The following is a 12,576-nucleotide window of genomic DNA, read 5'->3' as shown; positions in this document are numbered from 1 at the left end:
CATGACCCTGCTTTCCATTGGCGACCTCGCGCAGAGCCTCATGCTGCGGCAAAATCTTGGCTTTGCCAAAAGCCGCATGAACATCTTGACGCAAGAGATGGCCTCGGGTGTCAAGTCCGATCTAGCTGCCGCGCTACGCGGCAATACCGGCACATTGGCTGGGCTCAATGCTGCGATGACCCGGATCGAAGGTTTTGGTCGCGCAACCACCGAACTGAGCCTTGAGGCCGAAATGATGCAGGCAGCCTTGGGTGCGTTCAGCGATCTCGCGACCAGTCTGGCCCTGCCGTTGCAGGCCGCGCAAACTGCTGGCGCGGCGGGATTTGAGGCGCTTGCGCAGGACGCGCGGAACAAGTTCAACACCGCCATAAGCCTGTTGAACAGTGAAAGCGCCGGACGGGCCCTCTTCTCCGGTGCGGCCTCCGATCTCCGGCCTTTGCCGCAGGGCGAGGATGTCCTTGCAATGCTGGGCGCGCTGGTCGCCGGGGAAAGCACAATGAGTGTGATCCGTGACCGGGTCGAACAGTGGTTTGATGATGCCGCTGGCTATGCTGCGCTTTATCAGGGCGCGGAGGCCAGCGGGTCGATTGCCGTATCACCGACCGAACGCAGTTCCGTCGCGATCACGGCGATGGATCCTGCAATTCGTGCAAGCCTGAAGGCGCTGGCCCTTGCTGCGCTCAGCACAAATGGCGCAACGGCGCTCGATGATGAGGGACGGATTGCCCTTGCGGCAGAGGCGGGCGCGCGCCTTGGCGCCTCCGAACAGGCCCGCGCCGATCTACGGGCCGGGCTTGGGGTGGTCCAGGCGCGGCTGGAGGCCGCCGCGACAGGCAACACCGCCGAGAAAACGGCCCTGGGCATTGCGCGCGCTGCACTTATCGAGGCCGATCCCTATGAAACCGCTACGGAGCTGACGGCCGCACAGACACGGCTTGAAACCATCTATGCCATCACTTCGCGTCTGGCGACGCTCAGTCTTGCGAGCTATCTGCGATGATACGGCTGGCCATCTTGTTGTTGCTATGGGCGCTGCCGGCGCAGGCCGGGCCGATCCGCATCAAGGATCTGGTCGAATTTGATGGGGTCCGGGGCAATGATCTCGTGGGCTATGGTCTGGTTGTCGGTCTGAACGGCACGGGCGACGGGATCCGTAACGCGCCCTTTACCGAAGAGATCATGGCCAATCTGCTGGAACGGCTCGGCGTCAATGTCACGGGCGAACAGATCCGGCCCAAGAATGTCGCGGCGGTTTTCGTGACGGCGCGGCTGCCACCCTTCGGCCGAAGCGGGGGCAGGCTGGATGTCAGCGTCTCTGCGATTGGCGATTCAAAAAGCCTGCTTGGTGGCACATTGATCATGACGCCGCTCAATGGCGCGGATGGTCAGATCTATGCTGTCGCGCAAGGCACGGTGATTGCGGGCGGGATTTCAGCCGAAGGCGCGGCGGCGCGGGTGGTGCAGGGAGTCCCGACGGCGGGTCTGATCCCCTCGGGCGCAAGGATCGAGCGCGAAGTCGATTTTGACTTTACAGCGGTCACATCGCTCCGGCTTGCCCTGCGGGAACCCGACTTCACCACGGCGGCCCGCATCGAAACCGCGATCAATCGCGAATTTGGCCGCACCGTCGCCACGATGACCGATGCCGGGACGGTTGCGCTGGATCTGACGCGTTCGAAAATGAGCTCTCCAGCGCATGTCATGCGACGGTTGGAAAACCTTTTGGTGGAGCCTGAAACCCGCGCAAGGGTTGTGGTCGATCAGAGGTCGGGGACCATCGTCATGGGGGCGGATGTACGGATCAGCCGGGTTGCAGTTGCACAGGGCAACCTGACCCTGACGGTCGAAGAGGCCCCGATGGTGGTGCAACCCAATCCGTTTTCCATGGGTGAGACAGTTGTCGTGCCGCGCAGCAATGCGCAGTTGGAGAAAGACCCGGGAACAGGCCTTGCCATGATGCCAGAAACCGCGACGCTATCCGATGTCGTGGCGGGACTGAACGCCCTTGGCGTCGCGCCATATGACATGATCGACATTCTGAAAAGCATCAATGCCGCGGGGGCGCTTCATGCGGAATTCGTGGTGCAATAGGTCGTCAAATTCGATGTGATGAAAATTCACACAAATCGCACTTTTTTTCATCACGCTGCTTCCTGGGTGTGAATGGCACCCATCTCGCAGCGGCCAGTCATTTGTGAAACCTAGGGTGTCATGCAACCTCTTCCTCGAAAGGGGAGGGATATGCTGGATGCCCATCTGCAGGTCGGGTTGCAACGCAGTCGCGGTGAGGCGCGGCTGAGCTTGATCGCGGGTGACAGCAAAGCGCGCATCGCAGATTTGCATCAATCCGGATCTGCCAAGATCATGTTGCCGAACCGGGCGCTGGAAGAGGGGGTCTTTCTCAATACCTCGGGCGGCCTGACTGGTGGCGACAGTCTGCAATATTCTCTCAATCTCGCCCCTGATGTGGCGTTTACGGCAACCACGCAAACGGCGGAACGTGCCTATGCCAGCCTTGGCGATCAGGCTGTGGTCGAGATCGGGCTGGAGCTTGGTGTTGGTGCGCGGCTTGATTGGTTGCCGCAGGAAACCCTGATCTATGACCGTGCCCGATTGCGACGGCGCACGCAGGCAAAGCTGGGCTGTAATGCCCGACTGCTGCTGGCTGAAACGGTTGTTCTGGGCCGTCAGGCAATGGGTGAAACGCCTGACCATGCGGCGCTTCGGGATCTGCGGCGGGTCACGCAGGCCGGCCGGCCGATCTGGTGTGAAAACCTGTGTCTGGATGCAACCAGTCTCGCCGCGCGCTCTGGTCCCGCGCTTCTGGGCGGAGCGCGGTGCTTTTCAACCATTGCCCTGATCGCGCCCGAGGCCGAGGCGCAATTGCCGCTGATCCGTGATCTTTTGGCGGCCGAGGGCGTGTCGGTTGCGGCATCCGCCTGGAATGGGCGGCTGATCCTGCGGCTGACTTCCGAACATCTTTGGCCGTTGCGCCAGCATTTGGCGCGCATCCTGACCCGGCTGCGGGGCAAACCAATGCCCCGTGTCTGGCAGTTGCATGGAGATATCATATGAACCTGACCCCGAGAGAGCGGGAAAAGCTGCTGGTCAGCCTGGCTGCGATGGTGGCGCGCAACCGTCTGGCCCGCGGCGTCAAGCTGAACCACCCCGAGGCCATCGCGCTGATCACCGATTTTGTTGTTGAGGGTGCGCGCGACGGGCGCAGTGTCGCCGATCTGATGGCGGCAGGTGCCGGGGTGGTTGCGTCCGAGGACTGTATGCCGGGTGTGCCCGAGATGATCCATGCCGTCCAGGTCGAAGCCACCTTTCCCGATGGGACCAAGCTGGTCACCGTTCATCATCCGATCCGCTAGGGAGACAAACATGAAACGCATCCTGCTGCCGCTGCTGTTGCTTCCCCATATGGCGCTGGCCCATGGCGGCGCGCCGATTCACAGCCCCTTTGCCTCGGGACTGGCCCATCCTGCAGGCGGGCTGGACCATGTTCTGGCCATGGTCGCGGTCGGCCTTTGGGCGGTGATGATTGGCGGGCGCGCGATCTGGGCGCTGCCGCTGGCCTTTGTGGCGGCGATGATTGCGGGCGGTCTGGCCGGCGCGCTGGGCATTCCGCTGCCGGGGGTGGAGCCGATGATCCTGGCCTCTATCGTGGTGCTGGGGGTGGCCGCCGCGCTGGCGCTGAAGCCGAAACTGACCCATGCCATTATTTTTGTGGTAATTTTCGGCGTATTCCATGGTCATGCCCACGGGGCCGAGGGGCCAGCTACCGGGCTTGCGGCCTATGCCGCGGGCTTTGCCCTGATGACCATGGGGCTGCATCTGGCCGGTGTCGCCATCGGGGCGACCCTGATGCGCTTTGCGCGTGGGGTGCTGCCGCGCGTCTTGGGTGGGCTGACGGCGCTGGGCGGCGTTATCCTCGCGATCGGGGGCTGACATGATCCCGGGCGAGCTTGTTGCGGCCGAGGGCCACCTGATCCTGAATGACGGGGCAGAGGTCACCGTGTTGATGGTGGCCAATACCGGCGATCGGCCGATCCAGGTTGGCAGCCATTACCATTTTGCCGAAACCAATGCCGGGCTCAGCTTTGACCGGACGGCTGCGCGCGGCAAGCGGCTGGATATCGCCTCTGGCACCGCGGTCCGGTTTGAACCGGGGCAAAGCCGCGAGGTGCGGCTGGTGCCCCTGGCCGGTCTGCGCCGGGTCTTCGGCTTCAACCAGCAGGTCATGGGGGATCTTTGAATGGCGGTGAAAATCTCGCGCCCGGCCTATGCCGCGATGTATGGTCCGACCACCGGCGACCGCGTCCGTCTTGGCGATACTGAGCTGTTCATCGAGGTCGAGCGCGATCTGACGATCTATGGCGAGGAGGTGAAGTTCGGCGGCGGCAAGGTGATCCGGGACGGGATGGGGCAAAGCCAGATCCCGCGTGCGGGCGGGGCGGTGGATACCGTCATCACCAATGCGCTGATCCTGGATCATACCGGCATCTACAAGGCCGATATCGGGTTGCGTGACGGGATGATTGCGGCCATCGGCAAAGCCGGAAATCCCGATACCCAGCCAGGCGTCACCATCATCATCGGGCCTTCGACTGATGTGATCGCGGGCGAGGGACGGATCGTGACCGCGGGCGGGATGGATGCGCATATCCATTTCATCTGTCCGCAGCAGGCCGAGGATGCGCTGCATTCCGGCGTCACTACCATGCTGGGCGGCGGCACCGGGCCATCGCATGGCACATTGGCCACCACCTGCACGCCGGGGCCATGGCATATCCACCGCATGTTGCAGGCGCTGGACGAGATCCCGATGAATTTCGGGGTATCGGGCAAGGGCAATGCCTCGCGCCCCGAAGGGTTGATCGAAATGGTCAATGCCGGGGCCTGCGCGCTGAAACTGCATGAGGATTGGGGCACCACGCCTGCCGCCATCGATTGCTGCCTGACGGTGGCCGACGATATGGATGTGCAGGTAATGATCCATACCGACACGCTGAACGAATCCGGCTTCGTGGAAAACACGCTGGCCGCGATCAAGGGCCGCACCATTCATGCCTTCCATACCGAAGGCGCAGGGGGCGGCCACGCGCCTGACATCATGAAGGTGGTCAGCAGCCAGAACGTCATCCCGTCTTCGACCAATCCGACGATGCCCTATACCGTGAACACGGTGGAGGAGCATCTGGATATGCTGATGGTCTGCCATCATCTGGATCGGTCGATCCCCGAAGATGTGGCCTTTGCCGAAAGCCGCATCCGCAAGGAAACGATCGCTGCCGAAGACATCCTGCATGATATGGGCGCGTTTTCGGTGATTTCCTCTGACAGTCAGGCGATGGGTCGCATCGGCGAGGTGATTACCCGCACCTGGCAGACCGCCCACAAGATGAAGTTGCAGCGCGGGCGGTTGGCGGAAGAGACCGGCGCGAATGATAATATCCGCGTCCGGCGTTACATCGCGAAATACACCATCAACCCGGCGATCACCCATGGTCTGTCGCGGCATATCGGATCTGTCGAGGTCGGCAAGCGCGCCGATCTGGTGATCTGGAACCCGGCCTTCTTTGGGGCCAAGCCCGAGATGGTCCTGATGGGCGGAATGATCGTGGTGGCCCAGATGGGGGATCCCAATGGCTCGATCCCGGTGCAGCCGATCTATTCGCGCCCGATGTTCGGGGCTTTGGGGCGCGCCCGGCACATGAGCAGCGCCACGTTTTTGTCAGCGGCGGCGCTGGCAGGCGGGCTCGGGGCCGAATTGGGGCTTCAAAAACGGCTCTATGCGGCGGAAAACACCCGCAAGATCGGGAAATCCGACATGCGGCTGAATGCAGCCACACCCCATATCGAGGTGCATCCCGAAACCTATGAGGTCCGCGCCGATGGCGAGCTGCTGACCTGTATGCCAGCGGTGGAGCTGCCTTTGGCGCAGCGCTATTTCCTGTTCTAATGCAGAAGGCGCGGCACCAGACGGCGGATCGGACAGCCTGGTCGCGAGGTCAGCAGCGGCCGGACTTCTGTGTCATCATCGATACTGTCCCCTTCAGTGTCGGCGGCGCGCAATCGCCGCAAAAGGGCGCGCAGCGCCATCAGTTCCTCTTCCGGGTCGGGTTTCCGCATGAAAGGCCCCTTTCTGTGCAAGACCCGACCACCCTGCGATCCGAAGGTTAACGAATCATGGCACAATTGACCGCGCATCAGATCCGACCGGCAGGCACCTGGTTGCGCGCCGATGGCCGGGTGATCCTTGGCTATGACGCGCGGCTGCTGCGCCGCAAGCGGCTTGAAGCCGAGGATGGCACCGGGTTTCTGGTCGATCTGAAGGCCACGACCGGGGTGGATCAGGGTGACGCGTTCGAGCTGTCCGACGGGCGGTTGATCGTGGTGATTGCCGCTGAAGAGCCGGTGGTGGAGGTGCGGGGTGATCTGCCACGTCTTGCCTGGCATATCGGAAACCGGCACACGCCCTGCCAGATTGGCGCCGATCACCTGGTGATCCGCCGCGATCATGTGCTGGAAAAGATGCTGACCGGGCTGGGCGCGCGCCTGACCCTGCGTGTCGCGCCCTTCCACCCCGAGGGCGGTGCTTATGGTCATGGCCGCACGATGGGGCATGAACATGGGGGCCACGACCATGGCTCACATGATCCTGACGGACAGGCCTTTGGTCTGCACCACCATGGTGACGGCGTGTTTCACAGCCACGGATGACGCGATGGAAGACCGGCTGCGCCTGATACAATGGCTGTCGCCCGCCTTTCCCATCGGCAGCTTTGCCTATTCGCAGGGGCTGGAACAGGTGATGGCGGAGGGCACCATCCGCAATGCGGCGGATGTCGAGGTCTGGCTGCGCGATGTCTTGCGCTTTGGCTCACCGCAGATGGATGCCGTCTTTGTCGCGCAGGCCATGGCGGGGGCGGATCCTGATATGCTGTCGGACCTGATCCGGGCGCTGGCAAGCTCGGCCGAGCGGGATATCGAGTTGATGGAACAGGGCCGGGCCTTTACCGCGCTGATGAGCGAGATCCGCGGTGAAAACGTCTCTATACGGCCCTATCCGGTGGCTGTTGGCCTTGCGCTGCGGGGCTTGGATGTGACGGTGGGGGAGGCTCTGGCACTGTTTCTGCAAGGATCGGCGGCACAGATGATTTCTGCCGCGACGCGGTTCCTGCCGCTGGGCCAATCGCAGGCACAGGCCATTCTGGCGCGTCTTGCGCCCCTGATTGCCGGGATCGCCACCCGGGCCGCCGCCACGCCGCTGGACGAGATCGCGACCTTCACCCCCGGGGCGGATATGGCGATGATGATGCATGAAACGCTGGACGTAAGGATCTTCCGCACATGACAAGCCCGAATGGACCCCTGCGCGTCGGCATCGGCGGCCCCGTTGGTGCGGGCAAGACCACGCTGACCGAAAAGCTGTGCCGGGCCCTGGCGCATCGCTGCTCCATGGCGGTGGTGACCAATGACATCTACACGCGCGAGGATGCCGAATATCTGACCCGCGCGCAGGTCCTGCCGTCAGAGCGTATTCGCGGTGTGGAAACCGGCGGTTGCCCCCATACCGCGATCCGTGAGGATGCCAGCATCAATCTTGCCGCCATTGCCGATCTGCGGGCGCAATTCACCGATCTGGACCTGATCCTGATCGAGTCCGGCGGTGACAATCTGGCGGCGACCTTCTCGCCCGAACTGGCCGACCTCACGATCTATGTCATCGACACGGCGGCGGGGCAGGACATTCCGCGCAAACGTGGGCCGGGTTTGGCGCGTTCGGACCTTCTGGTGGTGAACAAGACCGATCTGGCACCGCATGTCGGGGTGGATCTGGATGTGCTGGAAGCGGATACGCGTCATGCGCGTGGGGCGCGACCTTATGTCATGGCGCGGTTGCGCCATGGGCAAGGTATCGAGGACATCACGAGATTTCTGGAACATGAGGGCGGGTTGCGCCTGGCCTAGCCGCTCTGCGACTTTGCCGTTCTACGACTTTGGTTGAGTTAACCCTACGTCAGCCTTGTAAGCTGTCATTCGCCTGTCATGGTCACCGCTTGAGATCGGCGACAGGTGACCAGAATGTTCGTGACCCCCTTTCAAGCGGCCCGACTGTCAACGCAGACAGGGGTGATGATTGCCGAGGCGCAGATGGTCATTGCCATGCGCCTATGGGGCATGGCCGGGCTGTGGAATGTGACACCGGGTGAAACGCTGCGCATGGTGCAGGAAAAGACCGAGGCCGTGATGCAATCGGCGGCCCTGGCCAGCACCGCGATGTTGCGGGGGCGTGATGGCGGGGCGGTCGCGCTGGCGGCGCTCCAACCCGTGCGCCGCCGCACCCGCGCCAATCTGCGCCGCCTGCAGGCGCGTGGCCCGAAACTCTGATCACCCCAGCAGTTTCACCAGACCCATCGCCACAGCCGGGTTGCCACTGAGCTTCAGCTTGCCGGTGGCCAGCGCCATCATCGGGTTGAGTTTGCCTTTCAGCAGGCTGACAAGATTGTCGCGGCTGAGGCGCAGCGTACAATCGGCCTCCCGATCGGCGGTGGAGGCTGTGCCATTCGCCAGCACGATCACACCCTCTGCGCCGCAATCAAATTTCAGGCTTCCACTGAAGCTGCGGCTTTCCAGCACCTTGCGGATATCTGCGGCGATCTGTTCCATAAAGCCCCTTTCCGGTTTTCACCAGCTAGCGGGGGAGCTTCCCGCGGGGCAATCCGGTCGTCGCGTCAGCCGCAGATGCGCCGTTGCGTCATGTGAAAAAGGCCGCCCCGAAGGGCGACCCTGTCATCACATCAAGGCCGTGCCTTGCTTATTTCTTGGCCACGCGGGCATTGCGCGTCGCGATCAGCTTCAGGCGCAGCGCGTTCAGGCGGATGAAGCCTGCGGCGTCTTTCTGATCATAGGCACCTGCATCTTCCTCGAAGGTCACATGCTTTTCGCTGTAAAGCGAATGATCCGACCAACGCGCCACGGTGCGGGCCACACCCTTGTAAAGTTTCAGCTTCACGGTGCCGGTGACATGTTCCTGCGTCTTGTCGATAAGGGCTTGCAGCGCCTCGCGCTCGGGGCTGAACCAGAAGCCGTTATAGATCAGTTCCGCATAGCGCGGCATGATCGAATCCTTCAGGTGACCCGCCCCGCTATCCAGCGTGATCTGTTCGATGCCGCGATGCGCTTCCAGCAGAATGGTGCCGCCGGGGGTTTCATAGACGCCGCGCGACTTCATGCCAACAAAGCGGTTCTCGACGAAATCCAGCAGGCCGATGCCGTGCTTGGCGCCATATTCGTTCAGGCGCGTCAGCATCGTGGCGGGCGACAGCGCCTCGCCGTTGATTGCGACTGCATCCCCCTTCTCGAAAGTGACTTCGATGAATTCGGGCTCGTTCGGGGCATCCTCCACCGCAACGATGCGTTGGGCAACGTAATCGGGGGCCTCGATCGCCGGATCTTCCAGCACGGTGCCCTCGGACGAGGTGTGCAGGAGATTGGCATCAACCGAGAAAGGTGCCTCACCGCGCTTGTTCTTGGCGATCGGGATCTGGTTTGCCTCGGCAAATTCCAGAAGTTTGGTGCGCGAGGTCAGATCCCATTCGCGCCACGGCGCAATCACATGGATCGACGGGTCCAGTGCCAGCGCAGACAGCTCGAACCGGACCTGATCATTGCCCTTGCCGGTTGCGCCATGCGCTACAGCGTCAGCGCCGTGGCGCTGTGCAATCTCCACCAGATGTTTGGAGATCAGCGGCCGCGCGATAGAGGTGCCGAGAAGATAGAGCCCCTCATAAACCGCATTGGCGCGGAACATCGGGAAGACGAAATCGCGCACGAATTCCTCGCGCACATCGACGATATGGATATTCTCGGGCTTGATGCCCATCAACTCGGCCTTGGCGCGGGCCGGTTCCAACTCTTCGCCCTGACCCAGATCGGCCGTAAAGGTGATGACTTCGCAGCCATATTCGGTCTGAAGCCATTTCAGGATGATCGAGGTATCAAGGCCGCCGGAATAGGCGAGCACGACTTTCTTGGGCTTGGACATGGGCCGCTCCATCGGTTTTGCCTGCGATTAAAGGGAAATCCCCGCAAGAGCAAGCGGTGCCACAGGTTGACAGGGGCGTGAGGCTCTGACTTGAGTGACGCCAGACGCGGAAGGAGTGACAGATGAAGGCCTGGGCAATTTTCGTCCATTCGATCCGGCAGGTTTTCGGCAACTTGCCGGAGGCATTGCATGTCTCGGGCCTGCTGTATCTCGTGCAACTGGCGGTGGCGGTCGGATTGGGCGTGACGCCCGGCAGCATCGACCCGACCGCGACCGACATCACGCCCGACCGCGCGCTGGCCGTTCTGGTGGTCGTGCTGGTGATGCTGGTCTGCACCCTCTGGATTGCGGTTTCGTGGCATCGCTTCGTGCTGCTGGGCGAACGTCCGAATGGCTATATCCCCGCTTTCAATCTGGCGCGGATTGCCGATTATGGGGCCTGGTCGCTGCTGATCGGGCTGGTTGTGGTGGCACTGGCCGCTGTGGTCTTCATTGCGGCGAGCATCCTTCTGGTGTCCACGCTGGGGCAGCAACCCGTCGCTGCCTGGCTTGCGATGCTGATCACGATCGTTGCGGCCTTTGCGGTGCTGTATCGCCTCAGCACGGCGCTGCCGGGTGTGGCGCTGAACCGCAAGACCGGCTTTGCCGATGGCTGGGTCGCGACCACTGGCGAAACCCAGACCGTGCTGATCCTTGCCTTCTTCACCGGGCTGATCGGCATCGTGCTCAGCACGCCGCTGTCGCTGATGTCTCCGGGGTCCATGATCGCAATGCTGTGGGAATTGGCGACGGGCTGGGTGCAACTGATGGTCTCGGCCTCGATCCTGACCACGCTTTATGGCCATTACATCGAGAAACGGCCGCTGGTCTGACTTGCCAATTCCTGTCAGGCGCGGCAAACCCTGTGCATGACCGATTTTGTCAACAACGCCCGCCTCACCACGGCAGCCCTGCGCGACCTGTTTGATCCCACCCCCTTGCAGCGCAACGACCATCTGTCGGCGCGCTATGGAGCCGAGATTTACCTCAAGCGCGAGGATCTGACGCCGGTGCGCAGCTACAAGCTGCGCGGGGCCTTCAACGCCATGCGCAAGGTGCGCGAGGCCGCACCCGAACAGCGTCAGTTCGTCTGTGCAAGTGCCGGCAATCATGCCCAGGGCGTGGCTTATGCGTGTCGGCATTTCGGGGTGAAGGGCACGATCTTCATGCCGGTCACCACGCCGCAGCAGAAGATCGACAAGACCCGCACCTTCGGGGGGGGCGCGGTCGAAATCGTGCTGACCGGCGACTATTTCGACCAGACCCTGGCCGCCAGCCAGACCTATTGCCGCGAGATGGGCGCGCATTTCCTGTCTCCCTTCGATGATGGCGATGTGATCGAGGGACAGGCGAGCGTCGCGGTCGAGATGTTCGATCAGCTGGGCAGCGCACCGGATCTGGTGATCCTGCCGGTGGGCGGCGGTGGGCTGGCCTCCGGCGTCACGCGCTATCTGCGCGAGGTCGCGCCGCAGACCGATTTCCGCTTTGTGGAGCCGTTGGGGGGCGCAAGCCTGACCGCTGCATTGCAGGCGGGTGAGCCGGTGACCCTGCCAAGGGTCAACAGCTTTGTGGACGGTGCGGCGGTGGCACGGCTGGGGGGGCGGACCTTTGACGCCCTGAAATGGGCCGATCCTGCGCAGGTTCTGTTGGCGCCCGAGGATCGCATCTGCATCACCATGCTGGAGATGCTGAATGTCGAAGGCATCGTTCTGGAACCGGCCGGGGCGATGTCGGTCGATGTGCTGCCGGTGCTGGCTGACAGCATCAAGGGCAAGACGGTGGTCTGTGTGACCTCTGGTGGCAACTTCGATTTCGAACGCTTGCCCGAGGTGAAGGAACGGGCGCAGCGCTATTCCGGGCTCAAGAAGTATTTCATCCTGCGGATGCCGCAGCGACCCGGGGCGCTGCGCGAATTTCTGAACATGCTGGGGCCAGAGGATGACATTACCCGGTTCGAGTATCTGAAGAAATCCGCGCGCAACTTTGGTTCCATCCTGATCGGGATCGAAACACGTCAGGCCGCGCAATTCACCCACCTGACCGCGCGGCTGGATCAGGCAGGCTTTACATATCGCGATATCACCGGGGACGAGGCTTTGGCCGAGTTTCTGATCTGATCAAGCAGCCTTCCGGCGGGCCAGTCCTTGAACAAGGGCATGCCGCGAGTCTTCGTAAAGCTGTCGCAGCCCCGCAAGATCGAAGGCGTCACCACACCCTTCGGCACAATGCCGCTCACCGTCCTGGCAGCTCAGCGCCAGCGCGCTCAGCCCGAGATTGAGCGCGCCGCCCTTCAGGAAATGCAGATCTGCACCCAGGTTCGCAGGATCTATGCCGATCCGGGCGATCGCCTCGTCGGTTTCTTCCAGGAACAGGCTTACAACCTCATCAAACCCTTCTTCGCCCACCTCGGCGCATAATTCGTCTACCCTGCTCCAATCGATCATCCCGATCCCCTCTCTGCGTGATCCACCCATCTTCATCAT

The 12,576-nt window shown here is 62.4% G+C and carries 17 protein-coding genes; 13 read left to right on the top strand and 4 right to left on the bottom strand.

The window, feature by feature from the left end:
• Position 1 precedes the first annotated feature (1 nt).
• From GBJ34_RS08915 to ureC, 7 genes are all read left to right on the top strand, one after another.
• Positions 2–1,000 (top strand): flagellin, encoded by a 999-nt coding sequence (locus tag GBJ34_RS08915; RefSeq protein ID WP_151718919.1) that lies wholly within the window; start codon positions 2–4, stop codon positions 998–1,000.
• Positions 997–2,091, top strand: coding sequence for a flagellar basal body P-ring protein FlgI (locus GBJ34_RS08910; protein ID WP_151718918.1), 1,095 nt, complete (start codon positions 997–999; stop codon positions 2,089–2,091). Before GBJ34_RS08915 ends, GBJ34_RS08910 begins: the two co-directional genes overlap by 4 nt.
• Before the next feature lie 150 nt (positions 2,092–2,241).
• Entirely contained in the window at positions 2,242–3,075 is an 834-nt protein-coding gene (locus GBJ34_RS08905) for an urease accessory protein UreD (RefSeq protein ID WP_151718917.1), read from the top strand.
• Positions 3,072–3,374, top strand: coding sequence for an urease subunit gamma (locus GBJ34_RS08900; RefSeq protein WP_151718916.1), 303 nt, complete (start codon positions 3,072–3,074; stop codon positions 3,372–3,374). The genes GBJ34_RS08905 and GBJ34_RS08900 overlap by 4 nt, the downstream gene beginning before the upstream one ends.
• 10 nt (positions 3,375–3,384) lie before the next feature.
• A complete protein-coding gene (locus GBJ34_RS08895) occupies positions 3,385–3,951 on the top strand; it encodes a HupE/UreJ family protein (protein ID WP_151718915.1) in 567 nt (188 codons plus the stop codon).
• A gap of 1 nt (position 3,952) precedes the next feature.
• Positions 3,953–4,258, top strand: a complete 306-nt coding sequence (locus GBJ34_RS08890; RefSeq protein ID WP_151718914.1) for an urease subunit beta — start codon at positions 3,953–3,955, stop codon at positions 4,256–4,258.
• Positions 4,259–5,965: an urease subunit alpha gene (gene ureC / locus GBJ34_RS08885; RefSeq protein ID WP_151718913.1), complete on the top strand. Its 1,707-nt coding sequence runs from the start codon at positions 4,259–4,261 to the stop codon at positions 5,963–5,965.
• Here ureC and GBJ34_RS20515 read toward each other — a convergent pair.
• Positions 5,962–6,135: a hypothetical protein gene (locus GBJ34_RS20515; protein WP_192931155.1), complete on the bottom strand. Its 174-nt coding sequence runs from the start codon at positions 6,133–6,135 to the stop codon at positions 5,962–5,964. The two genes, ureC and GBJ34_RS20515, sit on opposite strands and share 4 nt — an antisense overlap.
• Before the next feature lie 57 nt (positions 6,136–6,192).
• On the opposite strand from GBJ34_RS20515, the gene GBJ34_RS08880 reads away from it, so the two are divergent.
• The 4 genes from GBJ34_RS08880 (at position 6,193) to GBJ34_RS08865 (ending at position 8,397) form a co-directional block, all read left to right on the top strand.
• Entirely contained in the window at positions 6,193–6,726 is a 534-nt protein-coding gene (locus GBJ34_RS08880) for an urease accessory protein UreE (protein WP_151718912.1), read from the top strand.
• Between the two features lie 4 nt (positions 6,727–6,730).
• Positions 6,731–7,360, top strand: coding sequence for an urease accessory protein UreF (locus GBJ34_RS08875; protein WP_151718911.1), 630 nt, complete (start codon positions 6,731–6,733; stop codon positions 7,358–7,360).
• Positions 7,357–7,977 carry an urease accessory protein UreG gene (gene ureG, locus GBJ34_RS08870; RefSeq protein WP_151718910.1) on the top strand — a complete coding sequence of 207 codons (621 nt, stop codon included), beginning with the start codon at positions 7,357–7,359 and terminating at the stop codon, positions 7,975–7,977. The genes GBJ34_RS08875 and ureG overlap by 4 nt, the downstream gene beginning before the upstream one ends.
• Positions 7,978–8,091: 114 nt before the next feature.
• Complete coding sequence (locus tag GBJ34_RS08865; RefSeq protein WP_151718909.1) at positions 8,092–8,397, top strand: antifreeze protein; 306 nt, start codon at positions 8,092–8,094, stop codon at positions 8,395–8,397.
• Here the strand turns inward: GBJ34_RS08865 and GBJ34_RS08860 are convergent, their stop codons facing one another.
• Both GBJ34_RS08860 and GBJ34_RS08855 read right to left on the bottom strand, forming a co-directional pair.
• Positions 8,398–8,676 carry an SCP2 sterol-binding domain-containing protein gene (locus tag GBJ34_RS08860; protein WP_151718908.1) on the bottom strand — a complete coding sequence of 93 codons (279 nt, stop codon included), beginning with the start codon at positions 8,674–8,676 and terminating at the stop codon, positions 8,398–8,400. It lies immediately after the preceding gene.
• Positions 8,677–8,824: 148 nt separating this feature from the next.
• On the bottom strand, positions 8,825–10,054 hold the full coding sequence (locus GBJ34_RS08855) for an argininosuccinate synthase (RefSeq protein WP_151718907.1): 1,230 nt from the start codon (positions 10,052–10,054) through the stop codon (positions 8,825–8,827).
• Positions 10,055–10,176: 122 nt separating this feature from the next.
• Between GBJ34_RS08855 and GBJ34_RS08850 the strand changes: the two genes are divergently transcribed.
• Both GBJ34_RS08850 and ilvA read left to right on the top strand, forming a co-directional pair.
• Positions 10,177–10,926 carry a hypothetical protein gene (locus tag GBJ34_RS08850; protein WP_151718906.1) on the top strand — a complete coding sequence of 250 codons (750 nt, stop codon included), beginning with the start codon at positions 10,177–10,179 and terminating at the stop codon, positions 10,924–10,926.
• Positions 10,927–10,962: 36 nt separating this feature from the next.
• A complete protein-coding gene (gene ilvA, locus GBJ34_RS08845) occupies positions 10,963–12,210 on the top strand; it encodes a threonine ammonia-lyase IlvA (protein WP_151718905.1) in 1,248 nt (415 codons plus the stop codon).
• Here the strand turns inward: ilvA and GBJ34_RS08840 are convergent, their stop codons facing one another.
• The gene (locus GBJ34_RS08840; protein ID WP_151718904.1) at positions 12,211–12,537 is read right to left on the bottom strand and encodes an Hpt domain-containing protein; all 327 of its coding nucleotides are present in this window, start codon (positions 12,535–12,537) and stop codon (positions 12,211–12,213) included. It abuts the gene before it with no gap.
• Between the last annotated feature and the right edge of the window lie 39 nt (positions 12,538–12,576).

Origin of the sequence: Gemmobacter serpentinus (genome assembly GCF_008973825.1) — a bacterium.
GTDB classification, from domain to species: domain Bacteria; phylum Pseudomonadota; class Alphaproteobacteria; order Rhodobacterales; family Rhodobacteraceae; genus Gemmobacter; species Gemmobacter serpentinus.
The sequence above is the reverse complement of the archived record's forward strand: the minus strand, read 5'-3'. Positions and strand labels throughout refer to the sequence as shown.

Coding starts and splice junctions, on each gene's coding strand:
- GBJ34_RS20515 (WP_192931155.1), bottom strand. CDS start 6,135: ATGCGGAAACCCGACCCGGAAGAGGAACTGATGGCGCTGCGCGCCCTT.
- GBJ34_RS08915 (WP_151718919.1), top strand. CDS start 2: ATGACCCTGCTTTCCATTGGCGACCTCGCGCAGAGCCTCATGCTGCGG.
- GBJ34_RS08860 (WP_151718908.1), bottom strand. CDS start 8,676: ATGGAACAGATCGCCGCAGATATCCGCAAGGTGCTGGAAAGCCGCAGC.
- GBJ34_RS08910 (WP_151718918.1), top strand. CDS start 997: ATGATACGGCTGGCCATCTTGTTGTTGCTATGGGCGCTGCCGGCGCAG.
- GBJ34_RS08905 (WP_151718917.1), top strand. CDS start 2,242: ATGCTGGATGCCCATCTGCAGGTCGGGTTGCAACGCAGTCGCGGTGAG.
- ilvA (WP_151718905.1), top strand. CDS start 10,963: ATGACCGATTTTGTCAACAACGCCCGCCTCACCACGGCAGCCCTGCGC.
- ureC (WP_151718913.1), top strand. CDS start 4,259: ATGGCGGTGAAAATCTCGCGCCCGGCCTATGCCGCGATGTATGGTCCG.
- GBJ34_RS08895 (WP_151718915.1), top strand. CDS start 3,385: ATGAAACGCATCCTGCTGCCGCTGCTGTTGCTTCCCCATATGGCGCTG.
- GBJ34_RS08875 (WP_151718911.1), top strand. CDS start 6,731: ATGGAAGACCGGCTGCGCCTGATACAATGGCTGTCGCCCGCCTTTCCC.
- GBJ34_RS08865 (WP_151718909.1), top strand. CDS start 8,092: ATGTTCGTGACCCCCTTTCAAGCGGCCCGACTGTCAACGCAGACAGGG.
- GBJ34_RS08880 (WP_151718912.1), top strand. CDS start 6,193: ATGGCACAATTGACCGCGCATCAGATCCGACCGGCAGGCACCTGGTTG.
- GBJ34_RS08900 (WP_151718916.1), top strand. CDS start 3,072: ATGAACCTGACCCCGAGAGAGCGGGAAAAGCTGCTGGTCAGCCTGGCT.
- GBJ34_RS08850 (WP_151718906.1), top strand. CDS start 10,177: ATGAAGGCCTGGGCAATTTTCGTCCATTCGATCCGGCAGGTTTTCGGC.
- GBJ34_RS08855 (WP_151718907.1), bottom strand. CDS start 10,054: ATGTCCAAGCCCAAGAAAGTCGTGCTCGCCTATTCCGGCGGCCTTGAT.
- GBJ34_RS08890 (WP_151718914.1), top strand. CDS start 3,953: ATGATCCCGGGCGAGCTTGTTGCGGCCGAGGGCCACCTGATCCTGAAT.
- ureG (WP_151718910.1), top strand. CDS start 7,357: ATGACAAGCCCGAATGGACCCCTGCGCGTCGGCATCGGCGGCCCCGTT.
- GBJ34_RS08840 (WP_151718904.1), bottom strand. CDS start 12,537: ATGATCGATTGGAGCAGGGTAGACGAATTATGCGCCGAGGTGGGCGAA.